26 protein-coding genes and 1 pseudogene are annotated in these 26,406 nt (G+C 65.9%); 18 read left to right on the plus strand and 9 right to left on the minus strand.

The features are described from left to right. Positions 1–430: 430 nt before the first annotated feature. The 5 genes from DAD99_RS20410 to DAD99_RS20430 are packed head-to-tail and all read right to left on the minus strand — an operon-like array spanning position 431 to position 5,828. Positions 431–808, minus strand: coding sequence for a RidA family protein (locus DAD99_RS20410; protein WP_193343014.1), 378 nt, complete (start codon positions 806–808; stop codon positions 431–433). Next, positions 805–1,545, minus strand: a complete 741-nt coding sequence (locus DAD99_RS20415) for a hypothetical protein (protein ID WP_193343015.1) — start codon at positions 1,543–1,545, stop codon at positions 805–807. Before DAD99_RS20415 ends, DAD99_RS20410 begins: the two co-directional genes overlap by 4 nt. Further along, positions 1,545–2,621: a membrane dipeptidase gene (locus DAD99_RS20420; RefSeq protein WP_193343016.1), complete on the minus strand. Its 1,077-nt coding sequence runs from the start codon at positions 2,619–2,621 to the stop codon at positions 1,545–1,547. Before DAD99_RS20420 ends, DAD99_RS20415 begins: the two co-directional genes overlap by 1 nt. After that, the gene (locus DAD99_RS20425; RefSeq protein WP_255527510.1) at positions 2,614–4,356 is read right to left on the minus strand and encodes a hypothetical protein; all 1,743 of its coding nucleotides are present in this window, start codon (positions 4,354–4,356) and stop codon (positions 2,614–2,616) included. The genes DAD99_RS20420 and DAD99_RS20425 overlap by 8 nt, the downstream gene beginning before the upstream one ends. Further along, positions 4,353–5,828, minus strand: coding sequence for an aldehyde dehydrogenase (locus DAD99_RS20430; protein WP_219729691.1), 1,476 nt, complete (start codon positions 5,826–5,828; stop codon positions 4,353–4,355). Before DAD99_RS20430 ends, DAD99_RS20425 begins: the two co-directional genes overlap by 4 nt. A gap of 119 nt (positions 5,829–5,947) precedes the next feature. Here DAD99_RS20430 and DAD99_RS20435 point away from each other — a divergent pair, with 119 nt between their 5' ends. Further along, entirely contained in the window at positions 5,948–6,823 is an 876-nt protein-coding gene (locus DAD99_RS20435) for a LysR family transcriptional regulator (protein ID WP_185263445.1), read from the plus strand. 93 nt (positions 6,824–6,916) lie between these two features. Here the strand turns inward: DAD99_RS20435 and DAD99_RS20440 are convergent, their stop codons facing one another. Beyond that, complete coding sequence (locus DAD99_RS20440; RefSeq protein WP_193343017.1) at positions 6,917–8,536, minus strand: BCCT family transporter; 1,620 nt, start codon at positions 8,534–8,536, stop codon at positions 6,917–6,919. Positions 8,537–8,834: 298 nt separating this feature from the next. Here DAD99_RS20440 and DAD99_RS20445 point away from each other — a divergent pair, with 298 nt between their 5' ends. From DAD99_RS20445 to DAD99_RS20465, 5 genes are all read left to right on the plus strand, one after another. Then, positions 8,835–9,140 (plus strand): DUF427 domain-containing protein, encoded by a 306-nt coding sequence (locus DAD99_RS20445; RefSeq protein ID WP_185263446.1) that lies wholly within the window; start codon positions 8,835–8,837, stop codon positions 9,138–9,140. A 207-nt stretch (positions 9,141–9,347) separates the two neighbouring features. After that, a complete protein-coding gene (locus DAD99_RS22215; protein ID WP_193343018.1) occupies positions 9,348–10,703 on the plus strand; it encodes an NAD(P)/FAD-dependent oxidoreductase in 1,356 nt (451 codons plus the stop codon). 17 nt (positions 10,704–10,720) lie between these two features. Beyond that, on the plus strand, positions 10,721–12,568 hold the full coding sequence (locus DAD99_RS20455; RefSeq protein WP_193343019.1) for a glycoside hydrolase family 15 protein: 1,848 nt from the start codon (positions 10,721–10,723) through the stop codon (positions 12,566–12,568). Positions 12,569–12,600: 32 nt separating this feature from the next. After that, a complete protein-coding gene (locus DAD99_RS20460; protein ID WP_193343020.1) occupies positions 12,601–13,236 on the plus strand; it encodes a TVP38/TMEM64 family protein in 636 nt (211 codons plus the stop codon). A 19-nt stretch (positions 13,237–13,255) separates the two neighbouring features. After that, positions 13,256–13,918, plus strand: a complete 663-nt coding sequence (locus tag DAD99_RS20465) for a CDP-alcohol phosphatidyltransferase family protein (RefSeq protein WP_227008328.1) — start codon at positions 13,256–13,258, stop codon at positions 13,916–13,918. Here the strand turns inward: DAD99_RS20465 and DAD99_RS20470 are convergent. Then, the gene (locus DAD99_RS20470) at positions 13,827–15,266 is read right to left on the minus strand and encodes an NAD(P)/FAD-dependent oxidoreductase (protein ID WP_193343022.1); all 1,440 of its coding nucleotides are present in this window, start codon (positions 15,264–15,266) and stop codon (positions 13,827–13,829) included. The two genes, DAD99_RS20465 and DAD99_RS20470, sit on opposite strands and share 92 nt — an antisense overlap. Positions 15,267–15,287: 21 nt before the next feature. On the opposite strand from DAD99_RS20470, the gene DAD99_RS20475 reads away from it, so the two are divergent. The 10 genes from DAD99_RS20475 to DAD99_RS20520 all read left to right on the plus strand — a co-directional run bounded on the left by DAD99_RS20475 (position 15,288) and on the right by DAD99_RS20520 (position 23,940). After that, positions 15,288–16,016: a methyltransferase domain-containing protein gene (locus tag DAD99_RS20475; RefSeq protein WP_309233444.1), complete on the plus strand. Its 729-nt coding sequence runs from the start codon at positions 15,288–15,290 to the stop codon at positions 16,014–16,016. Between the two features lie 157 nt (positions 16,017–16,173). Next, positions 16,174–16,626: a hypothetical protein gene (locus tag DAD99_RS20480; RefSeq protein WP_193343023.1), complete on the plus strand. Its 453-nt coding sequence runs from the start codon at positions 16,174–16,176 to the stop codon at positions 16,624–16,626. Continuing rightward, a complete protein-coding gene (locus DAD99_RS20485; protein WP_227008330.1) occupies positions 16,623–17,411 on the plus strand; it encodes a Crp/Fnr family transcriptional regulator in 789 nt (262 codons plus the stop codon). The genes DAD99_RS20480 and DAD99_RS20485 overlap by 4 nt, the downstream gene beginning before the upstream one ends. Next, positions 17,408–17,707 (plus strand): DUF427 domain-containing protein, encoded by a 300-nt coding sequence (locus DAD99_RS20490; protein WP_193343024.1) that lies wholly within the window; start codon positions 17,408–17,410, stop codon positions 17,705–17,707. The genes DAD99_RS20485 and DAD99_RS20490 overlap by 4 nt, the downstream gene beginning before the upstream one ends. Before the next feature lie 73 nt (positions 17,708–17,780). Beyond that, positions 17,781–18,329, plus strand: coding sequence for a carboxymuconolactone decarboxylase family protein (locus DAD99_RS20495; protein WP_193343025.1), 549 nt, complete (start codon positions 17,781–17,783; stop codon positions 18,327–18,329). A 30-nt stretch (positions 18,330–18,359) separates the two neighbouring features. Continuing rightward, entirely contained in the window at positions 18,360–19,784 is a 1,425-nt protein-coding gene (locus DAD99_RS20500) for a radical SAM domain-containing protein (RefSeq protein WP_193343026.1), read from the plus strand. A 71-nt stretch (positions 19,785–19,855) separates the two neighbouring features. Continuing rightward, entirely contained in the window at positions 19,856–21,100 is a 1,245-nt protein-coding gene (locus DAD99_RS20505; RefSeq protein WP_193343027.1) for an ABC transporter substrate-binding protein, read from the plus strand. A gap of 4 nt (positions 21,101–21,104) precedes the next feature. Next, positions 21,105–21,968, plus strand: coding sequence for an ABC transporter permease subunit (locus DAD99_RS20510; protein ID WP_309233445.1), 864 nt, complete (start codon positions 21,105–21,107; stop codon positions 21,966–21,968). Then, positions 21,959–22,825: an ABC transporter permease gene (locus DAD99_RS20515; RefSeq protein ID WP_193343029.1), complete on the plus strand. Its 867-nt coding sequence runs from the start codon at positions 21,959–21,961 to the stop codon at positions 22,823–22,825. Before DAD99_RS20510 ends, DAD99_RS20515 begins: the two co-directional genes overlap by 10 nt. Then, positions 22,822–23,940: an ABC transporter ATP-binding protein gene (locus DAD99_RS20520; protein WP_193343030.1), complete on the plus strand. Its 1,119-nt coding sequence runs from the start codon at positions 22,822–22,824 to the stop codon at positions 23,938–23,940. Before DAD99_RS20515 ends, DAD99_RS20520 begins: the two co-directional genes overlap by 4 nt. Positions 23,941–24,396: 456 nt before the next feature. Here the strand turns inward: DAD99_RS20520 and DAD99_RS20525 are convergent. Continuing rightward, positions 24,397–24,519: pseudogene (locus tag DAD99_RS20525) on the minus strand (sulfurtransferase); the annotation flags it as partial. A gap of 133 nt (positions 24,520–24,652) precedes the next feature. On the opposite strand from DAD99_RS20525, the gene DAD99_RS20530 reads away from it, so the two are divergent. Both DAD99_RS20530 and DAD99_RS20535 read left to right on the plus strand, forming a co-directional pair. Next, the gene (locus tag DAD99_RS20530; RefSeq protein ID WP_144662938.1) at positions 24,653–24,910 is read left to right on the plus strand and encodes a metal-sensitive transcriptional regulator; all 258 of its coding nucleotides are present in this window, start codon (positions 24,653–24,655) and stop codon (positions 24,908–24,910) included. Positions 24,911–25,019: 109 nt separating this feature from the next. Further along, complete coding sequence (locus DAD99_RS20535; RefSeq protein WP_193343031.1) at positions 25,020–25,454, plus strand: DUF302 domain-containing protein; 435 nt, start codon at positions 25,020–25,022, stop codon at positions 25,452–25,454. 219 nt (positions 25,455–25,673) lie between these two features. On the opposite strand, the gene DAD99_RS20540 is transcribed toward DAD99_RS20535, so the two are convergent. Beyond that, positions 25,674–25,967 carry a lipopolysaccharide assembly protein LapA domain-containing protein gene (locus tag DAD99_RS20540; protein WP_309233447.1) on the minus strand — a complete coding sequence of 98 codons (294 nt, stop codon included), beginning with the start codon at positions 25,965–25,967 and terminating at the stop codon, positions 25,674–25,676. Positions 25,968–26,406 lie beyond the last annotated feature (439 nt).

The raw sequence follows: 26,406 nt of genomic DNA on the forward strand, positions 1-26,406 counted from the left end.
TCTTTGGGATAGGGGTCCGGCCACGTTGGCCGTCCAGCCTCCGTTGTCGATAGCCCCCGGGGCCAGAAGCGAGAGCGACGTCCCGCCTGAAGCGACGGAGCCGCGCGGTGGACCGGACGGCCCAGACGCGCCTGTTGTCCTGAGCATGACGACCGCGGTTCTCATACTGACGAAGGCTCCTGAGCTTACTTTTCTACAGTGTTTGCTGACTTAATCCTGCTACCGCAGCGTTATCAGCGCGTTACAGGGCAACGAGGCTGGCTGGACTGGCAATTTGACCAAGACCTCCCGATCGCGGTGACAACACCGTACTGATCTTCGTCCGGCGTGCCTGGAAGCCGGTGGCCGTCCCATTGGCGGCCACCGGTCGATCACGCCGGAGGGCTGCGGCACCTTTTGCCTGCAAAGGAGACCGTTACGGAATGGTGAGTTAAATAGCTGCTGCGACGACGTCCATTTCAATGCGTTTTCCTCCGCGGAACCGTGCAACCTCAACCGTGGTGCGTGGCGGGAGCGTGAGATCGCCGAAACGCGCCAGGTAGGCGCTGTTATATTCGTCGAATTCGTCCAGGTTGGCAAGGAACACGGTGATCTTGAGGACGCTCGACAGATCGGCTCCGGCATCGGCCAGGACCTTCTCCAGGTTGTCGAACACCACGTTAACCTGGTCGCGCAGCGATTGGGGGGTGGAACCGTCCGCCCTAGTCGGAACCTGCCCACAGGCCCACACCACTCCGCCAAATGTTGCCGATGCGGTGTAGGGGCGCGGCTTACCGTCTTCGTGCCACCGACGCTGGATCCCGCTCATGCGTCAGCCACCAAGTAGCCTGCCGCCACGGTGCGGACTTCGGCCCAGGTCTCGGCGTCCACGATTATTCCGGCATGGGCGGTGTCGGCCCGCTTCCGGTCCCGTTCCTCTGGTGTCGACACGATGAAGGTCCCTTCCGGTGCGGTTTCGGCTGTATAGAAGCGCGAACCGTGCCCGGCCAGCAGGTCGTTGTGCGGTGCGGCCTGGCCGGCCGTGCTGAAACCGGTGCCGAGGTCTCCGGTGGGCGTGGCGAACGTGGTGCGGTTCGCGTCCCCGGCGCTGCGGTGCACCACGGTGAAGCCTGAGCTCGCGGCGGCATTCAGCAGGGCCTCGTCAAGGAGATGCGAATCGTGTTCCACCCCGTTGCACAAGACCTCGCTTCCGACTCCCGTGCTGGCTACGTCAACCAGCAATACCCCGTGGACCAGCGCATCGCAGACTGAACCGGAGTCCACCGCGAAGCTCTGACCGTCGGGCGTGGTCGAACGGGTGTATGCCAATGCGCCCAGCGCCCACGATGCCTCGCGCAGCCACAAGCCCAGGGTGGCCAGTCCGGTGCCAAAATGCACCTCGGCGAAAAGTACCTGCCGAGCCGCGGCCTGCGCCTCGGCATTGCTTGCGCCGCGGGCCATCAGTGCACGGTATGCGGCCTCGCGCACTTCGCGCATGGCCAGACGCACCGTGGGCGTCGAACCCCTGCTTTCCATGGTTGCTACTTTCTCGGTGATAACGGTCATCAGATTTTCCTTCCGGGGAATACATCGTCGAAGAGGCTCAGCCAGTTCTCGCCGAGCACACCGCGGATGGTTTTTTCGTCGAGTCCTACCTTGACCAGGCCATCGGTCAAGCGGGGGAAGTCCTCGGGTCCCACAAACCACTCGGGCCACTCGGGCCACGCGGCCTTGTGCTCCCCCGGTGGTTGCCAGCGGCCGTTGCGTAACCAGCCAACATACTCGTTGTCCCAGTTGCGCGTGCAGTCACTGCCCAAACCAACCCGCCCGGGTCCGAGGTCATCAACCAGGCGCGCGATCATCTGGCAGAACTGTTCCAGGGTCGTCTTCTTCCCGCCGATGACCAGCGGGTAAAGGCAGCAGCCCAGCATCCCGCCCTTGTCGGTAACCGCACGGATAACCTCGTCGGGCTTGTTGCGCGGATTCTCCACAAACCAGGTGGGGTTCGAGTGGGTGATTGCCACTGGGGCAATCGAAGCCTCGACCGCGTCCAGGGAGGTCCGGTTGCCCACGTGTGAGAGGTCGATGAGCATGCCCACACGGTTCATTTCGGACACGATGGTTCGACCGAACCGAGTCAGCCCGGAATCCTCGGGTTCATAGCAGGCTCCACCGACCAGGTTCTGGATGTTGTAGGTCAGTTGGGCAACCTTCACTCCCAGCTTGTGGAAGACCTCCACCAGGCGGAAGTCGTCCCCGAAGGAGCTCGTGTTCTGGAATCCCAGCAGCACCGCGACACGCTGGTCCAGTTTCGCCTGGCGGATATCCTGGCTGTTCTGCGCCAGCACCATCAGGTCGGGATTCTGTACGGCAAGCTGATACCAGTCCCCGATGGCCTTCAGGGTATCGGCCGGCCCTTCCCAGACCGCGCAGGTGGCGTTGACTCCGCTGATCCCGCCAGCGCGCAATTCCTCCAGGACGCCTCGGTCCCAATTGTTAATCTGTAGGCCGTCGACGATGGTGGCCGCGGCATGGAGTTCAGCAACGTTCTGCCCGTTCCCCGGGTTCAACACCGAAGAGCTCTGAACCGTTTCGATTTGTGGCCCGTCAACGACAGTGGCCGGACCTTGGAAGCTAAACATGATCTGCCGCCCCCCGGGGACGACGGGTGAACATCCACGAATCATCGGCAGTCCCGGAAGCCAGGTCTGCGATGCGCGGAGCCCCGGCCATCAATGTCACGCGCAGCCAGTCGGTGGACTGGGGGGTGTAATTCTCCATGCCGTAGACCGCCAGCTGGAATCGCTGGAGATTCAGCGGCAGGAATTCGGCGGCCAACAGGTTGTCCCGCACCTCACCATAGATCAGCTTGCCGACCTTCTGCACGCGGGCCACGGTGGCACGATGCCAAGGATGGGACAGCAGGAACTCGCCCACGCTGATGGTTCCATCGGCACCGGCCAAATCCGCGCGCAGTTTGGCGACGGCCCGGGCAATATCCACGGGGTGTTGGACGTTTTCTCCCGGGGCCGCTCCCAGCCGTGCGCGCCGGGGCTCCTCGTTGTCCGCTGAGGAGAACCAGAAGTGCTGCTGCGCCGAAGGGTCTGAGAAGTCGAACGTCCCGGTCCAGGAGTATTCATCCTCCATCCTCTCGGCCAGGCGGGCGCAGGTGTCACCCGCTGCGATGCGGCGGGACTCATCGCAGCGCAGCAGCGCTTCGACTGTTTCATCCAGGTCCTCGCTGAGTTCGGTAAGCACGGAGGCCACCATGCCGCGGCACCCCGGTCCACGCAGGGCCGCCGCATCATGCAGATCTCTCCAGATGTGGCTGGTTTCGTTCCCCGCGAAGCGCCCTGTCAGGGCCCATGAGCGCAGCTCAACCAGCAGTTCCTCAAGCTGTACGGCCAACTCGGGGCCGGCCGCGAAGGGCGCGCTCTGAATGTCTGCCTGCTCGGCCAGATAGTCGATTGACTCGCGCAGTAGGTCCACGACGCGCTGTACCGCCGCCTCGGCGGGTGCCACGGTCCGGGAGATGACCGAAGCCAACGGGAGCTCCCGCAGCAGCGCCCAGGAGTTGATGACCTCGGGGTGATTGATGGCGTAGGGCACCATGCCCAGTCCGGTGGCATTGCCCATGCCCAGGTAGCGGCGCCAGGGTCCGCTGAGCCCTGCCGCCTTCGGGTTGCGGGCCGCAGCGCAGGCCTCCACCAAGTCATAGCTGAATTCGCGCATCAGCCAGGCCGTGAGCATGTGTGCCCGGTAGGGAACCGCCAGAGGGTGGCCGTCCGCAAAACCTTCGTAGTCGACCAGTCCGCACTTACCGTTGCTGTAGAACGCCGTGCTGCGAATGATGTAGGGCGATCCGCCGAACTTTTCGCTCTCGGGTTGCTCTCCCCGGGCCAAGCGGTCCGCGACGTATTCAAAGAAACGTTCGCTCCGGTTGGCGCGGGTCCAGATCAGGGATCCCTGCTCGGCGCGGCCGGCTTCCTGCAGCGGCACCTGGGTCCGCATCCGGGCCAGGCGATCCGCATCCACGCTGCCTTCGACCAGTGCAGCGGTGACGTCCCAGGCCTTCGCGATCACCCGGTCGGTGCGCTCTGCTTCGCTCAGACGCTGCGAGAAAGCCACAAAGCTCCACAGGTGGGTTTCGGCACGGACCTCGTAGATTGCCTCGCCGCGGCCTTGGGCGTCGACATCAAAGTAGGTGCGCTCGATCTGCCAGCCGGCACGCACCGCACGGCGGATCATCGAACGAATGAAGCTGTGCCGGGTCGCCCGTGCACCGCCCATGTCCGCCGGATCCATCACGGTGTTTGGCGGGCGCAACATCGATTCCGTGGTCATCTCGATGCCTTTGGTCATTGCGGGTGCGCTCACGAGACACGCCCCTGCGGTGCGACGCGTACGTAGGCGGTCTTGGTCTCGGTGAAGAAGTCCGCGACAACATCGCTGTTTTGTTCGCGCGGGGCCGGGAAGGAGGAATCGCGAAGTCCGCCAAACGGCGCATGGACCTCCGAACCGGTGGAAGGTGCGTTGACCTTGATCAATCCGGCGACCACTTCGTTGAGGCAGCGGCGGATGGCGTGCTCGTCGCGGGTGAAGACCGATGCGGTCAGGCCGAAGTCGGTGGCATTGGCCAAAGTGATGGCCTCGTCGAGGTCCGCGACGCGCATCAGCGTCACGATCGGACCGAACACTTCTTCGTGGGTGATGGTCAAGGCATCGGTTCCGGCGAGCAGCGTGGGCAGGACGTAGTGCCCCGGAGCGTCCGACTTTGATCCTTGCGCCAAAACCGTTGCACCCTCGGCTTGGGCCTGGGACAGCGCGGCTTCGATGTCGCTTCGGGCGCGGTCTGAGACAACCGGGCCCATGTCCGATGTTGCTTCGGTTCCCGGGCCGGCGACCAGGGCGTTAACCAGCGGCACCAGGGCTTCGACCAGACGGTCGTGGACGTCCCCGACGGCGATGATGCGGCGGGTGGCAGTGCATTTCTGGCCGGTGCTGCTCATGGCGGCCGCCACAATGGCGGCCGCGGCACTGGCGACGTCCGCATCCGGCATGACGATGGCGGCATTGTGCCCGCCCAGTTCCATCTGCAGCTTCGCGCCACGAAGCACCACACGTTCGCGGATCTGGTGGCCCACCGGAACGGAGCCCGTAAAGGTCACTGCGGCGATTCCCTCGTGTTCGACCAGACTCGATCCCAAGGAGCCCGGGCCCAGGACCAGGTTCAGGACACCGGCGGGAACGCCGGCTTCAACAAGGATCTCGGCAAAGGCCAGGGCGACGGCGGGGGTATCGCTGGCCGGCTTCCACACGACGGTGTTGCCCCAGAGCAGCGCCGGTGCGATTTTCCAGGCCGGAATCTGCAGCGGGAAGTTCCAGGGGGTGATGACCCCGACCACGCCTACCGGGCGGCGGATGGTACGGACGAGTTCATCGGCATTGCCCGACGGGTAGGTGACGCCGTCGGCGCGGCGGGCCGAGCCGGCCTGGTAGTACAGGGTCTCCACGGTGGCACCGACTTCGCCTCGGGAGTCGGCCAGGGTCTTGCCCTGTTCGCGGGTCATCAGCACAGCAATGTCTTCGCCGCGCTCCTCCAGGAGCTGTGCAGCACGCCGCAGCACGCGTCCGCGGCCCAGGATTCCCACCCGGTCCCAGCCGGCCAGCGCGGCACGGCCGGCGGCGATGGCTGCTTCCAGCGTTTGAGTGGTGGCTGTGGCGTAGCGGGCAACCACTTCGCCGGGGTCGGCCGGGTTGAAACTTTGGGCTTCGGCTCCGGTGGCGCTGTCCCACTGGCCGTTGATGAGCTGTTTGAGTTCCAGGGTTTGGGTGGTTGTGGTGTTCACGGTGTGGTTCCTGCTTTCTAGCTGCGGTGTATCGAATCTGTGATCCACGATACGGGGGTCGCTTATCATAGAGAAGTATTTATTGCCTATTGATTCATAAGCAGAGACACTTAGTATTTATGGAACTGAGACAGCTTCGCTACTTCATCGCGGTCGCCGAGGAAATGCATTTCAACCGGGCCGCTGCGCGCCTGCACATCGCCCAACCGGCGCTGAGCCAGCAGATCCAGCGCCTGGAAAGAAACCTGAAAACCCAGCTCTTCGTCCGCACCACCCGATCGGTGGAGATCACGGACACAGGCCGCGTGCTCCTCGAGGCAGCCCGTCGGGTCATCTCCGAAGCGGAGCGCGCAGAAAGCCAAGTGGAACTGGCCACCCGTGGCAGCACGGGGCTTCTCAGGGTTGGATTTGTCAGCTCCGCTGCCCTGTTCCTGTTGCCGGGCATGGTCAACAGCATGCATGAGCAGTGGCCGCAGGTGCAGTTCCAGCTCCAGGAAAACACCACCGAACGGCAAATCCAGGGGGTACTCGAGGGCCAGCTGGATGTCGGCATCGTTCGGGAAATCGAGCCCATCGAAGGAATTCATGTCACCGCGCTGAGGCGTGAACCGCTGATCGTTGCGGTGCCGCATTCCCATCCTCTGGCCCAGCGGGCAAGCGTCCCGTTGAAGGAACTCGCGGGGCAGGATTTCGTGGTTTTCCCGCGCCATCAGGTCTCGCGGCTTTACGACCTGATTTCCGCCCTGTGCATCCAGGCGGGGTTTCATATCAGGGTCGCCCAGGAAGCCATTCAGTTCCCCACCATCCTGGGGCTCGTGGCGGCCCGCACAGGGATCGCTATCGTCCCGGAGTCGCTGCGCGCGCTGCAGATCCCCGGCGTGGCCTATCTCGACCTAACCGACGCCGCTGCCTATTCACGGGTATCGCTGATTTGTGCCGAGGGCCGGCAGGATTCGGCGCTCGTGGAACGATTCATGGAAGCCGGCGGCGTGTGAGACTGCCATGCGCCGAGACAGGCGATGGGGCCCCGGCACCGATGCCGGGGCCCCATCGCCTGCTCACAGGAAAGGGCGTGTCGGGTACCGCCTTTAGGGCCTCACTCCACGGGGCTTCCGGTCGAGGACTCCCTGCTCCAGCGCCATACGCCGGACGAACACCGGGGCCGCGAACAAGGACGGCAGGATGATGAAGCCCACGGGAACCGCAGTGATGACAATGAATGATTGCAGCGCGCTGATTCCACCGTCGCCAATGGAGATCAGCACCGCGGCTGCCACGCCCATGGTCACAGCCCAGGCGGCACGCAGCTTCGTCGAAGGCTCGCCCTCAATGGTGCACGATTGGGCAATGCTGAAGGACATCGAGTCCGCCGTGGTCGCCACAAACATGATGGTCAGGACCAGGAACGCTGTGGCAATGATTCCGGAGAAGGGCAACTGCTCGGCGATGGTCATCACCACGGCCGGCAGGCCGTCACTGGCCAGAGGCCCGGAAATGGAGCCAGGATTCTGCTGCTCGAACATAATGCCGGTGCCACCGAGCACGGTAAACCAGAAGCAAGTGACGATCGGCGGCAGGACCGCCGTAAACAGGATGAGTTCACGAACTGTGCGGCCGCGGGAAATGGTGGCCACGAAGATGGCCATCAACGGCGCGTAGCCCAGGAACCAGGCGAAGAAGAAGACCGTCCAGCCCGAGACCCACCCCTGGTCCCCCTGGTAGAGCGAGGTGCCCACAAAGTTCTGAAGGTACACGCCGAAACCGCCGACAAAGGACTTGAATATGTATGCGGCCGAGCCCAATACCAACACGGCGGCCATGAGACCCAGGGCCAGCCAGACATTGAGCCGGCTCATCAGCTGGATGCCCTTGCTCAAGCCGGAGGAGACCGAAAGGGCGGCAAGTCCGGTGAGCACCGCGATGATGATCAGCTGCGTGCCGTAGTTGTTGGGAACCCCGAAGAGCCTGGAAAGTCCGTAGGAGACCTGGAGCCCCAGGAAGCCGATCGGACCAACCGTCCCGGCCACCACGGCGATGATGCAGACCACGTCGGCCACGGTGCCGATCCAGCTTTTGAGTACCCTGCGCCCCATGACGGGGTAGAGCAGCGTTCGCGGCCGCAGCGGCATGCCTTTGGATACGGCATGGGTCATAACAATGGCCCCAAGCGAACCCAAAATGGCCCAGGCCAAAAAGCCCCAGTGCACAAAAGTCTGTCCCAGCGCGATGTGTGCCGCTTCGGTCGGATCGCCACTGGGCTCACCGTAATACGGTGGACTGGCGATGTAGTGGGAGATCGGCTCCGCAGCGGCCCAGAAGACGCCGCCGCCGGCCAGGAGGGTGCACATGATCATCGCAACCCACTTGAAGCGACCGTAGTCCGGAGAAACGTGTCCTCCAAGCCTGGCCCTTGCATAAGGCGTCAACGCCAGCGCAATGGAACACACGAAGGTTGCCAGCAAAAGCGCTTGCCAGTAGAAGCCCACCCATTTCGCGGAGAAGGCAAATCCCTCGTTGATTGCGTCGGATGACTGCTTCGGGAAGATGAGGGTGGCGAGCACGAAGACGGCCAGTATCCCGAGGCTGGCAATCGTGACCTTTCGATCTGCGACGGGCTTGAATTGTTCGCCGGCTGCGCGGCTGGGGGTTTCCTCGGAAGCCACGGGGAGGCGTTCTCCCTGCTCCAGAGATTGGATTCGGTTCTTCATCGTGTGCTCGACAACTTTCCTGTTAGCCGGATCACGCAGACTGCGTAGAAATGAGATTAGCCTCACATCATTCACGGGGTCCAAGACTTAGTTGATCATTATTGATAACCTGTTGATATATATGCTCGCGATGAGCTACATACTCTGACCGGCCTGTCTCGAGGCGCGGCCCACGCGGGGGAGACCGGCACCGGCTAACTCACGGATCATCTCTTGTGTGTCCCGGATCGCAGAACCCGGACGAGCATCGCACCTAGAGTCGTGGGGATAACGGTTTCACCACGAAAGGGTCGCCCTCATGAAGGCAGTACTTAACGGCACTGTGCTTGCGGAAGCACCCCGGGACGAGCTGATCAAGATCGAAGGGAACTGGTACTTCCCGCCCCAGAGCGTCGACTCCGCACTGCTTATTGCCAGTGCAACACCGTATACCTGCGGGTGGAAGGGCCGGTGCCAGTACTTCAGTGTCAAGGACAGCGGCGGGAACCTGCTGCCGGACCGCGCTTTCAGTTACCCAGACCCGTATCCCACGTCGCTGGAGCGGGTGGGCCGGGATTACAGCAACTACGTCGCCTTCTGGAGAGAAATCCACATCACCGAATAGCAAGGGCCGAGGTCCTCCGCCGGTACGGTCCCCTCCTCTGAGGGGATCCCGGCCAGAGGCCGGGCTGCGCGCCCGCTTGGGAGGTAGGGATCAGATCTGGCCTACCGGTGAGCGTCCACCCGGCCGGAGGCACAGGGTCCCAGCGCTCCCGGGCCTGGCAGGCCAGACTTTTCAGAAGGATCGGATTGATGATGGTAAGGAGATTTCGTGGCTGAAGAAGTTGATGTTGTTGTTATCGGGATGGGTCCGGGCGGTGAGGCCGCCGCCGGCGAGCTCGCCGAAGGGGGCCTCTCGGTCGTGGGAATCGAAGGGCGCCTGGTCGGTGGGGAGTGTCCCTACTACGGCTGCATTCCGAGCAAGATGATGATCCGGGCCGGTAACTCCCTGGCGGAGGGCCGAAGGATCCACAGCCTCGCCGGAGATGCCGATGTCCGCCCGGACTGGGCCCCGGTGGCCGACCGGATCCGCTCGGAAGCCACCGATGACTGGGACGACACCGTCGCCGTGGACCGCTTCACCGGCAAAGGCGGCCGCTTTGTCCGTGGCCGGGGCAGAATTACGGGGCCGCGGACGGTCAGCGCCGCCGGCCGGGAGTTCACCGCCCGCCGCGCCATCGTGATCAATACCGGGACGGAACCGATGCTTCCCCCGATTCCGGGTCTGGCCGACGTGCCGTACTGGACCAACAGGGAAGCCATCGCCGCCGTCGAGGTCCCGGAATCCCTGATTATCATCGGGGGAGGCGCGATCGGCGCGGAACTGGCACAGGCCTTCGCGCGCTTCGGCACCCGGGTTACCGTTCTGGAAGCGGCGCCGGGCCTGCTGCCTCCGGAAGAGCCGGAGGCAGGCAGGCTCCTTGAGAGCGTGCTGCGCGGAGAGGGCATTGACGTCCACGCCGGGGCACGAATTGAAAGGATCCAGCACTCCATGGGCACCTTCACGGTAGACCTCGGCGGTTCAACCCTTCGTGCCGGACGGCTTCTGGTCGCGGCGGGACGAACCACCAACCTCGAGCCTCTCGGCGTTGCCGCCCTGGGCCTGGATCCTGCCGCCCGCTTCCTGGACCCCGATGGGCACATGCGGATCGCCGACGGCGTCTACGCCGTCGGCGATATCACCGGCAAGGGCGCCTTTACCCACGTGTCCATGTACCAGGCATCCATCGCCGCCGCGCACATCCTGGGCCAGGACCCGGCCCCGGCCGAATACCATGCGGTTCCGCGGGTGACGTTCACCGACCCCGAGATCGGTTCCGTCGGCATCACCGAGGCCCAGGCCCGTGGGAAAGGCCTGAACGTGCGTGTCGGTCTCACCGACCTGGCCACGTCCGCCCGCGGCTGGCTCCACAAGTCCGGCAATCAGGGATTCATCAAACTCGTCGAAGACGCCGATCAAGGGGTGCTGGTCGGTGCGACATCCGCCGGGCCCGCCGGGGGAGAGGTGCTCTCTGCCCTGGCTCTTGCCGTCCACGCCAGGATTCCGGTCAGCACACTGCGGCGGATGATCTACGCTTATCCGACGTTCCACCGCGCCATTGAAGACGCACTGGACCGTCTTGAGTGAATCAGGCAGGTGTCCCGATGACCAGTGAGCCCATCGCCAACTACGCCATGCTCTCCGATTGCCGCTCAGCCGCGCTCGTGAGCGCCGCAGGTTCCGTGGACTGGCTGTGTTTCCCCCGTTTTGATAGCCCCTCGGTGTTCGGACGGATCCTGGGCGAGGACGCGGGTTATTGGTCGATCCGGCCCGCGGGCCCGCACACTTCGAAGCGGAGGTACCTCGGGCCGACGATGGTGTTGGAAACACTCCACACCACAGCCGGCGGGACCGTGAAAGTCACCGACGCCCTGGTGTTGGGAGACGGGAACCGGGGCCACGAACTCGGCGCCGGGGCTCCAGGCACGCTGCTGCGGCAGGTGGCCTGCCTCGCCGGCGAAGTCGAGATGGAGGTGGTCTTCGCGCCGCGGCCGGACTACGGCCTCGTCCTGCCGCTCCTTGAGGACACCGCTGGCGGAATCCTCGTCCACGGCGGGGCCGACATGCTGGCCTTCTCCACCCCGGTCCCCTTCGAATTCGAGGATGGCGAAGCGCGTGCGAAGCCGGTTCTCCAGGCAGGAGACGTTCTGGGATTCGCGCTTCACCACCGCAACGCCGGGCCGGTACCGCCGGCGTTCTGGGACCAGGAGGACATTGCGCGCCGGCTTGAGGACACGCTGGAGGGCTGGGGCAGCTGGTCCCGGATGCATCAAAGCTACGACGGACCCTGGCAGGAGCTGGTCGCTTCCAGCGGCAGGATCCTGCAGGCGTTGACTTTCTATCCGACCGGCGCGATCGTCGCAGCCCCGACGACCTCCCTGCCCGAGGTCGCCGGCGGCACCCGGAACTGGGACTACCGGTACACCTGGATCCGGGACGCCAGCATGACCCTACAGGCCCTGTGGGTGGCCGCCTGCCCGGATGAGGCCGGAAAGTTTTTCCAGTTCCTCGCCTCGGCAGCCGCTGGCCGGCTGAGCAGCGGCGACGAACTGCAGATCATGTACGGTGTCGGCGGGGAACGCGACCTGTCCGAACGCGAACTGGCCCACCTTCCGGGCTGGCGCGACAGCGCCCCGGTCCGGGTGGGCAACGGCGCTTGGGATCAGCGCCAGCTCGATGTCTACGGCGAACTCCTCGACGCCGCCGCCACCCTCCCGGAGTATCTGAACGATCTGGAGCCCGGGACGCGGCAGTTCCTTGCCGACGCGGCCGACGCGGCAGCATCACGCTGGCAGTCCACGGACCAGGGCATCTGGGAGGTCCGCGGCGCTCCCCGGCACTACCTTCACTCAAAGCTGATGTGCTGGGTGGCCGTGGATCGGGCCATCGGCCTCGCCGGGGTCCTGAACGCCGAAGACCGGGTTCCCCGCTGGGAACAGACCCGGGCACAGCTCGCCAACTCGATCCGGATGAACGGCTGGAACGAAACAGTCAACGCCTACACACAGGCCTACGGCTCCGAAGACCTCGACGCGTCGGTCCTGATGCTTTCCATCGTGGGGTTCGTGCCCGCCGATGATCCCCGGATGCTCGCGACGATCGATGCCATCGAAGAAAGGCTCACCGACAGCCGGGGCCTGGTGTACCGGTACCTGGCCGACGACGGGCTCTCCGGTGAGGAAGGGACCTTCCTGCTGTGCACGTTCTGGCTGGCCCACGCCCTGGCCCTGGCCGGGCGGACTGAGCGCGCCCGCGCTGTCTTCGAGCATGCCGCAGGCTACGCCACGGACCTGGGCCTGCTGGCCGAGGAGGTTGCCCCGGACAGCAACGAGCTGCTCGGCAATTTTCCGCAGGCCTTCAGTCATATCGGCCTCGTCAATGCCGCCTGGGCCATCCGCACCGCCGAGGACAAAACCCGGGCCACTGCCGCCGTCGGGGGTAACGCCCCGTGACGGGTTCTGTCCCGGGCAGCAGACGCAGGGCCGTGATTCGGCTCGGAATCCTGCTGGTTCTCGTCGCCGCCGCCGCCGTGGTGGCGCTGGTTTTTCCGCTTCCGCCGGTCGAGGACATCCGGAGCTATTTCGGAACCGCCCGCTGGTGGGGGCCGGCGGCCTTCATCCTGGGCTACGCCGTGCTGACGCTGGCGCCGGTGCCCAAAAACGTCCTCTCAGTAGCCGCGGGGCTGGTCTATGGGTTCGCCGGCGGCATCGCCGTCGTCTTTATCGCCGCGATCCTGGGGTCTGTCGCCGCGTTCTGGCTGGGCCGCTGGCTGGGCCGGGAGGCGGTGGAGAAATTCACCGGGGCGCGGGTGGAGAAAGTCGATGAGCTGCTGCGGCGCCGCGGCCTGGCGGCCATGATCGGTGTCCGGCTGGTACCCGTGCTGCCGTTTACGGCCATCAACTATACCGCCGGGCTGACCTCCATCCGGTGGTGGCCCTACTTCCTCGGAACCGCCATCGGCATACTTCCGGGAACGGTGAGTTTCGTGACCCTGGGTGCGTTCGGCCTGCAGCCGGGATGGCAACTCAACCTCGCCCTCGTGGCACTCGGCATTCTCACGGTGGCCGGGCTGGCGGTCGCGGTCCGGCGACGCCGGAAGGGCAGGGCCACCGATGTTTGATGCCCGGTTGCGGCGGGTCATGGAGCCAGCTCTGGGGCGGGCCGCCGGCTGGCTGGACCGGCCGTGGATCACTCCGGACCGGCTGACGGGCCTTAACCTTGTTCTTGGCCTTGCCAGCGCGGTCCTTGCGGCGGTGCAATGGTGGGTGCCGGCCCTGGCCGCGTGGCTGCTCTGCCGGGTGGCCGACGGCCTCGACGGCCCCCTGGCCCGGCGCCGGAACGCCCGCGCGGGGACTGAAGACACCGGGCGGGGCGGATTCTGGGACATCTGCGCCGATTTCATCGTCTACGGCGCCACGGTGGTCGGCGTCGGGATCGGCGCGACTGCGGGCTTCAGTGCCCCGTGGCTGCCGTTCTTGTTGGTCCTTTTCGCCTACTACATCAACGGTACGGCGTTCCTGGCCTTCTCCTCCATCGCCGAAAAGTCCGGGCGCCAGCTCCGGGACGGCCGGTCCTTGTCGTTCCTGGGCGGCCTGACCGAAGGCGCCGAGACCGTGGCCGTACACAGCCTCTGGCTGGTCTTGCCGGGTGCCGCCTGGGAAATCGCGGCTGTCTGGGCGCTTTTGGTGACCGCCAGCGGCGTCCAGCGGATCATCGCCGGCTACCGGTCCCTAGGCGGGGTACGGGCCGGTCCAGCCAGCGGCGCCGGAACCAGACCAGCCCCGCCATTGCCCCGCGCATGATTGGCGAGGCCAGACGCTCCCTGACGTCGGCGACGGCGGCATTCCACACCCCGTCCGAAAAGGTCGGGTAGGGGTGGGTCGTTCCGGCAATGTCAGACGTCGTCATCCCTCTTTGGACGGCCAGGGTCAGTTCAGCAAGGGATTCCCCCGCCCGCGGGCCGACGATCGTGCCGCCCAGGATTTTTCCCCGCCGGTCCACGATCAGCCGGGTGAACCCGCCCGTCGAGTCCTCCGTGACGGCCCGGTCGACATGGGTATGGCGTACAGTCCGGGCGCGGTGCTGCAGACCGCCGTCGGGGGTGGTGAGCCCGACGGCGGCCACCTCCGGGGAGGTGAACGTCACCCGGGGCACGGTGCTGCTGACCTGGCGTTTGAGCCCGAGCACGGCGTTCGACGCCGCCACAGACGCGTGGACTCCGGCCAGGTGGGTGAACTGGGGGTTCGCGGTTACATCTCCCGCGGCCCAGATGTGCGGGTTGGAGGTCATCATCCGGGTGTCCGTGATCACCTGGCCGGCCTTGTCCAGGCCTACCCCGATCCGTTCCAGGCCCAGACCCGCGGTGCGGGGCGCGCGTCCGGTTGCCAGTAGGACCGTATCGGTGTCAACGGAAGCGCCGTCCGCCAGCAGGAGCCGGGATCCGCTGTCCGTGGTGACCGCGTTCTCGACGGTGGCGTTCTCCAGGATGCGGACACCATCAGATGCCAGGCTCTCCCGGACGAGGTCCGCGGCGTCGGGATCTTCCTTGGAGAGGATCCGGGAGCGGACGATCATGGTGACCTTGGATCCGAGGCGGGCGAAGGCTTGCCCGAGTTCGCAGGCGATCGGGCCGCCGCCAACAATCGCCAGCCGCCTCGGAAGAGTGTCGAGTTCCCAGATCGTGTCCGAGGTCACGGCGGCCCCCGGGTCCAGGCCCGGGATTCCGGTGCTGACCGGGGCCCCGCCGGTGGCGATCAGTGCCTGCCGGAAACGGATCGTCCTGCCATCAACCTCGGCCACCCCGGGCGAGCGAAACGTCAGCGCGCCCTTGAGGACTTCAACTCCGGCGGCTTCGAGTGCCTCCGGCGAGTCGACAGGTTCGATGGTGTTGATCGCGGCAAAGATGCGCTTGCGCACCGCGGCGAATTCCGGGGGGCGGCCGGTCAGTGCGCGGGCTGTCGTGGCGTGTTCGGCTGCCGAGAGGAGGGTCTTGGACGGCACACATCCGGTCCACAGGCAGTCACCGCCGGTGCGGGCCTGTTCGACCAGCAGGGTTTGCGCTCCGAACCCGGCCGCCGTTTTGGCGCCCACGATTCCCGCGGTTCCCCCGCCAACGACCAGGAGGTCAACGATCGGGTTCTCGACTGCCATGATGGACTCCTTGTAAGTGATGTGCAATGCCGAACAAAAGCGCCCGGCGGAGCGGTCTACCGGGACCGTGCCGGCGGATTAAACCAGAAGGAGCCCGCCATCCGCGATAAATACACGCTGTTCGCCCCGTTTTATGATCTTTTCTCGGGCGAATACCCTGTCTATCATGCCGGACGGGTGCTGGGCATCGACGCACTGGCCCCCACAACGGGCCAGCAGGTGCTGGACATCGGCTGCGGAACCGGGTTGAATTTTCCCCTGCTGCAGGAGCGCGTTGGTTCTTCCGGGACCATCGTCGGCATCGACCGCAGCGCCGAAATGCTCCGCCAGGCGCGGCGCCGCGCCCAGGCCCGCGGCTGGGAGAACGTGATCCTGCTCCAGGCCGACATGGTGCTGCTCGATCCCGGGAGCATCGCTGCCCGGATTGAAGAAAGCGGGGGAGCCGGGGTTTCGGATGCAGCCCTGGCGACCTATTCGTTGTCCCTGATGGGGGACTGGGAGCAGGCGTGGACGAACATGACAAGGCTGCTGGCCACACAGGCGCGCGTCGGTGTTGTGGACCTGCAGGAACCTGAGGGATGGGCACGGTGGTTGACTCCGCTGGCGCGGCTGGCGTGCGCGGTCGGCGGATCCGACATCACCGCCGCCCCCTGGCAGGCCGTGGAGGAACGGTGCGTCGACGTCGTGCGCGCCTCCGCCCGGGGCGGACACCTCCAGATCCGGGCCGGGAAGACGACACGCGAAAAATAAGCGCAGCTGCCGCCCACGATCCCATCCCGGCTTTGCAGGGCGCAATGTACCGCTGCCGCCATAGTTTCTGCTGTGTAGTTCAGATTACTGAACGGTGTCCCGGCCCGGGCCTACCTTGAAGACGTCAGCAAAACCTCTTCCATGGAAGGTCGCCGTCATGGCTTCTGCATCAGCTCTTTCCCGTCCCACCTCAGCTACCGGCATTGGACGTCGCGTCCTCGCCGGGGTCGCCGGAGGCATCTCCGGCGGTATCGTCTTCGGCATGCTCATGGCCATGATGGGCATGCTGCCCGTCATCGCGTCCATGGTCGGCTCCACCTCCGCGGTGATCGGGTTCGGCGTCCATCTGATGATTTCGGTGATGATCGGGCTCGGCCTGACGGTGCTCTTCGGTAACCGGTTTCTCACCGGGTACGGCCGCGGCGCCCTCGTCGGACTCGGCTACGGGGCCATCTGGTGGGTCCTGGGCCCGCTGATGATCATGCCGGTCATGATGGGCATGCCCCTTTTTGCTATTGATCTCACCGCCCTGATGAGTCTCATGGGCCACATGATTTATGGCGTTATTCTGGGAGTGGTGGCGGTCCGCGTCCTCAAGAGCCGGGCATGACCGATTCCTGCCGGGTCGATGTGGGGGCCACCGTCTCCGGAGACCTGCGACCGTGGGCCCCGCGGCAACGAGAGGCCGACTCCCTCATGGCAGGACCCACTGACCCGTTCAGTTGTTTGAATGAAGTTGATCTGTTCGCTGACCTCAGTGCACAGGAGATCGAGGCCATGGACCTTATGGCCCCGGCCCGGCTGTTCCGCCGCGGCGAGCTGTTGTTCAGCCAAAGCCAGCCCGTCACGGCCCTGTTCATCCTCAAGTCAGGCCGGGTGCGTGTTTTCCGGGTGGCCGAGGATGGCAAGGCCCTGACCATGGCCATCCTGGAGCCAGGCGCGGTGTTCGGGGAAATGATGCTCGTGGGCCAGCGGATGTATGACAACTACGCCGAGGCCATCGAAGATGCGGCGATCTGCCAGCTCAGCGTGGAGGAGGTGGAACGGTTCCTGCTCTCGGATCCGCGCATCGCGATCCGGATCTCGCGGCTCCTGGGCGAACAGGTAGCCCGCCTCGAAGAACGCCTCACCGACCTGGCATTGCGGCCGCTATCGGCCCAGGTGGCGTCCACCTTGCTCAAACTCGGTGACGCCGCGGGGCCGCCGCGCTTCGGGCAGGCCCGGACCATCCACCTGACCCACGAACAGCTTGCCGGCCTCCTGGGCGCCTCACGGGAGGCCACCAGCAAGATCATGGGTGACCTCACAGCCAAAAAAGCCATCCGCCAGGGCCGCGGACGCATCGTCATCCAGGACCGCGACGTCCTGCGCACACTGGCCCGGAGCTCCTCATGATCACCGCCACGTTCCACGGCCAGGTGATCGCCCGCTCCGGCCAGACGGTGTATCTGGAGGGCAACCATTACTTCCCCCGGGAGTCGCTGGTGCCGGACACGCTGGAAAACAGCTGGGTCCGCACCCTGTGCTTCTGGAAGGGTGTTGCCCGCTACCACCACGTCCGCGCCGGGGACCACCGGGCGTCGAACGCCGCCTGGTCCTACCCGCGGCCGACGCCCCTGGCCCGGATGATCAGAGGGCATGTGGCCTTCGCCCCCGGCGGGGGCGTCATCGTCAGCGGCGCCCGGCCCTGACCGGTCGCGTCTGCCGCTTCCTCCGCCCCACATATTTTTGTCCTGTAAGCCCAATAGATAAGAGAGTTTCCGCATGCCACGCATTCCCGCCCACACCGTTGCCACAGCCCCCGAAGCGTCCCAAGGCAACGCACGGAAACTGGAGCAGAAGATGGGCAAACTGCTCAACATCCATGCCGGGATGGCCCACTCACCGGCCGTGATCGCCTCCTACATGGGGATGTCCGCCGCCATCGCCGAACACGGCAGCTTTGACGCCCGCACCCGCGAAGCGATTGCCCTGGCCGTCGGAAACCAGAACGGCTGCGACTACTGCCAGGCCGCCCACACCCTCTCGGCACGCCGCGCAGGGCTGGACGATGAGCAAATCATCGCGGTCCGCGCCGGCGAAGTGGATTTCGACGACAAACTCGAAGCGATCTCCTCGGTCGCCCGCGAAGCCGCAGCCAGGACCGGGAACGTCTCCGACGCGGCCTGGCAGGCCGCCCTGAACGCCGGCTGGAGCACCGCGGAACTCTCGGAGGCGTTCGCCCACATCGCGGCCAACCTGTTCACCAACTATTTCAACCACTACGCCGGAACCGAACTGGACCTGCCGGCCGTCCCGGATCTGACCGCCTAAGACACCTCACACCAGCACAGCAGGAGAACTATGAAGATCGCAGCCCTCCTCCGGAGCGTCGAGCTCCTCACACGCCCGGTCCACCCGGAGAGCAGGGCCGCGATGGATCAGCGCTGGGCCGGGCTCCCCGGACACGTGAAGACCCCGGCGCAGCTGCTGGGACGAAGCGCCGTCGGGTGCGAAGGCACCCACGGCGTGTTTCCCAAATGCAATCTGACCTGCTCACCGTGCTACCACTCAGCGGACGCGAACAAAGTCCGGATCGACGGCGAACACACCATCACAGCCGTCACACAACAAATGGAGTTCCTGCGCCGGGTCCGCGGCCCCCGCGCCCACGCCCAGCTGATCGGCGGAGAAGTCAGCCTGCTCCCGGCCAACGACCACGCCGCAGCACTGCAAGCCATGCACGCTAACGGCCGCGAACCCATGTCCATGACCCACGGCGATTTCGACTACGACTACCTCCTGGACGTCGTCCTGGACGACGAGGGCCGCCCCCGGTTCCGGAAAGTGTCCTTTGCCGCCCACTTCGATTCCCTGATGCGGGGACGTCGCGGGGCCGTACGCCCCCGTAATGAAACCGAACTGAACCCGTTCCGTGCCCGGTTCGCGGAAATGTTCGTTGCCCTTAAACACGACCACGGCGTCAGCTCCTATATTGCCCACAACATGACCGTCACCCCCGCCAACGTCGACCAGGTCGCCGAGGTGACCCACGCGGTGCTGGGCATGCCGTACGACATGCTCTCCTTCCAGCCGGCTGCTTACATCGGGGATGACCGGAGATGGTCCGAGGACTTCGAGGAGATCACCATCGACGCCGTCTGGTCCCGCATCGAAGCAGGCGCCGGCCAACCCATTCCGTGGCAGGGAACCCAGTTCGGGGACACCCGGTGCAACCGGACCGCCGTCGCCCTCAGCACCGGATCCGTGCTCACCCCACTGCTGGACCCGGACGATCCCCGGGACCTCGCCGCGCGCGACAGGCTCCTGAATCACCACGGCGGCATGTATTTCGGCGGCACCCCTGCGTGGATCGTCGGCACCAAAATCCTCCGGGCACTCCTGGCCCACCCGGACGACCTTCCCGTCATCGTGTCCTTTGCCCGCCGCCTCGTGCGCCGGGCCGGCGGCCTGGGTGCGGTGGCGTCCGCAGCCTGGAGCCACCGGCTGTCGTTCAAAACGTTCGTGGTGCACAACTTCATGGACGCCGCCGACGTCGCACCGGCATGGGCGCTAATGGAGCGCGGCGTGACCAGCGCTGACCCCAAGATCCGGGAAACCCAGGAACGCCTCGGCTCCTGCATGTACGCGATGAGCCACCCCGACACCGGGCGCCTGGTCCCGGCCTGCGTCCAGCATTCGAGCCTGGACGCGGCAGAAAACGCCGGGCTGCGCAAAATGCTCCCTCTCCGCCCCGTCACACCGGCGGCCGCGGAGCCGCAGCCGTGAGAACAGCCAACACCCGGCGAAGAGGCCCCGCCGTAGCCGATCACCACCCCGACAGGACCGTCACACCGCCCATGACTTTTACCCTCCGCGCCAGAAATATGCTCACCGGTACGGCCGCGATCGCGGTCGCTGCGCTGGCCCTGGCAAGCTGCGCCGCCCCACCGGCGGCGCAGACCGACTTCACAGGCTGGGACCAGGTCACCGCAGCTGCCCAGGGCCAGACCGTCAGCCTTTGGATGTATGGCGGCGACGAGCAGGCCAATTCCTACGTCGATAACACCCTGGCACCCGCGGCGGCGAAAGAAGGGGTCACGCTTCAACGCGTCCCGGTCGCCGACACGAAAGATGCCCTGAACCGGGTCCTGACCGAAGTGCAGGCCGGAACAAGAGAGGGCGGCGTCGACCTTGTCTGGGTCAACGGCGACAACTTCGGCACCGGCAAGCAAGCCGGGGCATGGTGGTGCGGCTGGACCCCGATGCTGCCCAATATGAAACTCACCGCGCCGTCGGATCCGCTGCTGGCCAACGATTTCGGGACACCGGTCGAGGGCTGCGAAGCGCCGTGGAGCAAGGCCCAGTTCAGCTTCGCGTACAACTCCGCCACCGTCGCCGACCCGCCGAAGACCCTGGCAGGGCTGCTGGAGTGGGCCCGGACGCACCCGGGCCGCTTCACGTACCCGGCACCGCCGGACTTCACCGGCTCCGTCTTCACCCGGCAGGTGCTTTACAGCGTCTCCGGCGGACACACCAACGTGCCGCTGGGCTTCGACCGGGCCTCATTCGACAGGCTCACCCCGGCCCTGTTCGACACGCTCACCGGCCTTGCCCCGTCGCTGTGGCGCGAAGGGAAGACATACCCGAAAACATCCGGGGAACTGAACGCCCTGTTCGCCGGCGGACAGGTCGATTTCACCATGACCTACGGCCCGGCCACCCTGACCAAACTCGTCGCCGACGGCACCTACCCGGCGGCCACGAGAGTCCTCACCCTGGACGAAGGTACGGTGGGGAACGCGAGCTTCCTGGCGATCCCGTCAACCTCCGGGCACCAGGCGGGGGCAATGGTAGTCGCGAACCTGGCGCTCTCCCCGGAACAGCAGGCCGCCAAAGCGGACCCGCGAATCTGGGGGCAGTTCCCGGTTCTTGACCCGGCCGCGCTCAGCGTTGCTCAGCGGGCCATGTTTGATGCCCTGCCGCCATCGCCGGTGGTTCCCGCCTACGATGTGCTGTCGAAAAACGCCAACCCGGAACTTTCGGCCGCGTGGGTGCCGGAACTCGACGACGCCTGGCGGCGTCAGATCCTCACGGGCCGGTGACGCAGTGGTCTCCAGCAGTGCCCCGCTGAGCCCGCGCAGACCCCTGCCGCCGGCGCTGGTGGTTGCCCCGGCGGTGCTGACGGCATCCTTCGTCGTTTTGGGCGGGCTGCTGACCGCAGCTGCCCAAAGCCTGGGCCTGCTGCCCCTGGCCGGCAGCCCGTCACTGACCCTCGGGGCATACACCGCGGTGGCCCCGGACCTTCCAGCCGCTATCGGCCTGTCCCTGGCCATCGCGTTGGCGTCGACCATCGCCGCTTCCGTCGTGGGGTTCACGGCGGCCCTGGTCATCGTCCAGGGCCGCTGGTGCGGCCGGGTCGTTGCCGCCGTCAGTACCCTCACGATCCCTTTTCCGCACATCGTCGGGGCCGCGTCCGTCGGGTTGCTGCTCTCGGACTCCGGCCTGCTGTCCCGGCTGACCGGGGCGGGGGAGGCCTGGCCGCGGCTGGTTGGAGGCCCCTGGTGGATCGCGGTCATTGCCGACTACAGCTGGAAGGAATCAGCCTTCGTCGCCCTGGTCGTCACCGGCGCCCTGATCACCCGCTCAACGGGCTATGACGAAACGGCGGCCCTCCTGGGAGCCGGCCGCATCCGGCGCATCCGGCACGTCCTGGTGCCGCTGAGCCTTCCGGCGCTGACCGTTTCCGCAACGATCGTCTTCGTTTACACCTTCGGCTCCTACGAGGTCGCCTGGCTCCTCGGCCGGCCCTATCCCGAACCTCTTCCGGTGATGGCGCTGCGGGTCTTCGGCTCCGCGTCGTTGACGTCCCGGCCCGAGGCCGCAGCCCTCGCGATGGTGACCACGATCGTGTCCTTCGGGGCCGCCACCGCAGCGTTCGCCCTCCTGAGGAGGATTCCGCTATGGCGGTGACGCTTCCTGCGGGCCCGCGGACACCCTGGACGCCGCCGCGCGGGGACGGCTCGGCCCTGCGGGCCTCCCGCGCCCCGGGCCGGGCGGGACGCACAGTGCTGACCCTGGCGCTGGCGTCGTGGTTCCTCCTTCCCCTGGCACCGCTGGGACTGTGGCTCTTCGCGGACCGCTGGTCCTATCCGGCCGCCATGCCCGATGTCTGGGGCTTCGACGGCGTCCGGTCGGCCCTGGCCCAGGGCGCGGTCCCGGCCTTCGCCCGTTCCCTGGGCCTGGGACTGGCGGTCAGCGCCGTCGCCACCCCGCTCGGCGCGCTGGCCGCCCGGGCCCTGGCCTACCATCGGGTCCCCTTCCCCGCGGCCGTCAACGCCGTGCTGTTTGCACCGTTGGCGCTCCCGGCGTTCGCGGCGGCCTTCGGGCTCAACGTGCTGCTCCTGAGGCTGCAGGTCGCGCCCCTGGCCGGGGTGATCCTCATCCTCAGCGCCTACGCCCTGCCGTACACGACGTACACCATGCGTGTGGCCTACGGGGCGCATGACCGTGGCTTTGAAGACGAGGCCCGCACCCTGGGAGCCACCCGGTGGCAGGTCCTTACCCGGGTGCAGGTGCCGCTGCTGGCCCCGGCACTGGCACGCAGTGCGTTCCTGGCCTTCCTGGTCGGCTGGAGCGACTACCTCATCACGCTTCTGGTCGGCGGCGGCGCATTTACCACCGTTCCGCTGCTCGTCGCTTCGGCCGCCTCGGGCACGGGCAACGATTCCGTCGTTGCGGTGCTGTCAGCGACAGCAGTCCTTCCACCCCTGATCATGCTGCTGGGTCTTGGCTTCTTCGCCCGCAAACCCCCGGGAGATCTATCATGAGCAACGATCTGGTTATCGAAGGACTTTCGAAGTCTTTCAGTAGCTCGTCAGCGCACGTCCTGAATGACGTGCACCTCACTCTGGAGAGCGGTTCATGCACTGCCGTCCTGGGGCCGTCCGGGTCAGGGAAAAGTACGCTGCTGCGCGCCGTGGCCGGACTCGAAGCCCCGGACGCCGGACGGATCGTTCTTCGCGGCACCGACCTTGCCCGAGTGAGCCCCGAACACCGCGGCATGGCCCTGGTCTCCCAGCGCCCACTGCTGTTCCCCCACCTGAGCGTCCTGGACAATGTGGCCTTCGCCGCTGCCGTCCGCGGTGTCCGCCGCCGGGTCGCCCGCGCCGATGCCGCCCATTTCCTGGACCTGGTCCAGCTGGAAGGGTACGGCCGCCGTCCCGTGACGGCCCTCTCCGGCGGGCAAGCCCAGCGGGTGGCCATCGCCCGTGCCCTTGCCGCCCGGCCTGCCATCCTGCTCCTGGACGAGCCGTTCAGCGCCCTTGACCAGGAACTGCGCTCCAGCATGCACGAGCTGCTGGCACAGCTGCGGGAGCGGCTGGCCCCCACCATCCTCATGGTCACCCATGACCGCGACGAAGCGGCCGCCGTCGCCGACCACATCGCGCTCCTCAGCCACGGCAGGCTGCTCCAGCACGACCGCGTCGACCTCGTATACTCCCGGCCCGCGTCCCTGGAAGTCCACCGGCTCATGGGCGGGACAAACGAAGTTGCAGGAACTGTCCGGGACGGGGTCCACTACTCGGCCCTGGGCGACCTTGACCTGCCGGCGGACACCGACTGGCCAGACGGCCCTGGCGTGATGGTCATCCGCCAGGAAAGCATCGGCATCCAGGAGAATGCCCGGGGCCCCGCAGGGCACGGCGTGCCCGCGATCGTGACGGACATCCGGGTGCTGGGACCCCGCCGGCTGGTCACCGTCGATGTGTCCGGTATCGCCCTCCAGGCAGAGGCGCCCTGGGGCCGTCTGCTGGGCGTCGGTGATGCCATTCGTCTCACGATCCCGATCTCCGCGCGGGCGTTCATCCCCGACCCGCCGGGCACCAACGGACCCACCACGGGAGACACCGCCGCCGCAGTCATGGCCACCGGCAGAACCTGACGGTCCGGCGCCCACGGTCGACGTCTCCGAACATCCCGCCCGGGAACTGCCGGGGTAGGAAAACGAACATGAACATGAGTCCTCGCCTGACAGGGACCGTTGCCCCGGCAGCAGGGACCCGACTCGCGCTCGGGCTGGCCGCCCGCGGCGCCGGCGCGGAGCCCGCTGAACAACCCTCAGCCCTCCGGCCAGCCCAGCTCCGGAGGCGCCTTGGTCATCGGCTCGGCCTGCTTCCCCGAGCGCGAGACGCTGGCCGAAATCCGAGCCGGCAGGGGAGGCAGCAGCGTCCACGCCAGGCCGCACGAACGGCGAACACACAATAGAGGGACAGGTAGCAGATTCATCTTTATCAAGAGGGGCCGGCCATTCCTTCGGGGAAGCCGAGGACCTCACTGCGGCTAAAGCCCTGGACTACGGCACCGGTTCCTGTCCGACGAGGACGGGAAGTTCACCCTCCCGGATGTGCATCGACTCGAGCTCAGCGGCAGAGCGTACGTCGATGCCCATATGGTCCTGATGCTCGGCGTGCCAGCAGCGTAAGTTCTCCGGGGCCAGGGCGTTAGGCGGTGGAGGGGGAATGGGAAGTCCTGGGGGCCTCTCGAAAAGGTCGTCGGTGTATAACCTGCTGAGTATTATAGATACCCCAGTGGGTATCTGAAACACCCGAGGGGGTATATAGTGAATGGCACATGCTCACGTTATTGGAGACTTCATGCAACTCGATTCGACTGAACTGACCCCAGTGGTCAACCGCCTCAAGCGCGCCCAGGGCCAGCTCGCTGCTGTCACGCGCATGCTGGAGGAGGGGAAGGACTGCAAGGACATCGTCACGCAACTGGCTGCCGTCTCGAAAGCCCTGGACAGGGCCGGCTTTGCGATCATCGCCAGCGGGCTGGAGCAGTGCATCGTCCGCGAAGACACCACCATGGACAAAAAAGAACTGGAAAAGCTCTTCCTCTCCCTCGCCTGACAGGCAGGACCCCAAGACCCCGGTGCCGGGGGAGTTCCCCCAAACTGTCACGGCACGGCCACGGACTGGCCCGGACCCGAACATGTCACGACACATCAGGAGCAAACCGATGAGCTACACGCATACCGTTACCGTCCCGCTGTCCTGGGAGGACGCAGTCCAGCGCACGCGTGCGGTGCTCGGTGAACAGGGCTTTGGCATCCTTACAGAAATTGATGTTCGCTCCACTTTTGAGGCCAAACTCGGGATCGACGCCGGGGATGCCGTCGGTGACTACATAATCCTCGGGGCCTGCAACCCCATGCTGGCGAGCCGTGCCCTCGCAGCCGATCCGGCGCTCGGAGCATTGCTGCCGTGCAATGTCGTAGTCCGGCGAGGCAAGGACGCGCGCGAAACCACCGTCGAAGCCATAGACCCACAAACCATGGTCCAGCTCAGCGACAGCCTCGTCGTCCGCGCCGTCGCCGACGAAGCCGACGCCAAACTCCGCGAAGCCCTCCACAGGCTGGCCGATGCCGCGGCCGCAAGGCCAGCGACCCTCTAAAACCGCGCCGACACCGGCCACGCCGGAAAATCACTGCTCCCGCCGCTGCACGTCGAAGCGGCGGCGAAGACTTACGGTAGGGGTCTAGTAGTACTTAGGTTGGTCGGCGTGGCGGCTTTTAATCCAGATCGATCCTGATCTTTTTCGAGGCATGAAACCCGATGAGGTTGCCGAGATCAGGATTGAGACTGCCCCGTACTGCCAACCACAAGGCACGACCTAATTAAGTCCTACTAGGTCCGGGCTTCCCGGTCCCGGCACGGCCTGCGGCTGGCCGCGACGGGACCGGGACTGGCTTCTCAGCTGGAGGATCCGCGCTGCTCCGGCAACGGCCACCAGAATCCCGCCCGCCACCGCGGCGATGAACAGCGCCATACCCAGGGAAAGCTCCCCGGCCACGCCAAGGTAGTGTACGGTCACTCGGTCCTGGTTCTGCAGGATGAAGATGATCAGCAATGTCAGAAGGATCAGCCCGGCGCTGACAGCAACCCAGATCATCCCGGCCCGCGTCACTGCCGAATCCCGGACCGCGCCTCGGACCCGGGCCGAGGACGGGAATGGACTCCGAGGGGCACGCTTCGGCTTGGAAGGTACGGATCTATTGTTCGCGCGCGGGAGGTGGTCTGGGCCGGTTGAAGGATTCGACGCTGGGTTAGCAGCCACGGTTTCAGCCCCTTAAATCCGGAGTAGTCCGTCCCGTACCTGACGGATATCTCACAGCGTACTCCTTCCGCAGACACTCGTCCTCTACCCCGGCACTCTCACGGCCGACGGGTATAACAGCGTTGGTGGCCGCGGCACGGTCCCGGGTAACGGCCGGTCCCTGCATGGTTCCCGTATATCGTTGGAGGCCGGCCAAGGTCCAGTGTGCGTCAGCGACCATTACAAAATGTGTAGACTTACTGGAGGTGAGCCGGGAAGTCTGGTCGGCACGTTCTTTGTCGCCCCAAAG

It is taken from the genome of Pseudarthrobacter sp. AB1, from assembly GCF_014926485.1.
GTDB lineage: Bacteria > Actinomycetota > Actinomycetes > Actinomycetales > Micrococcaceae > Arthrobacter.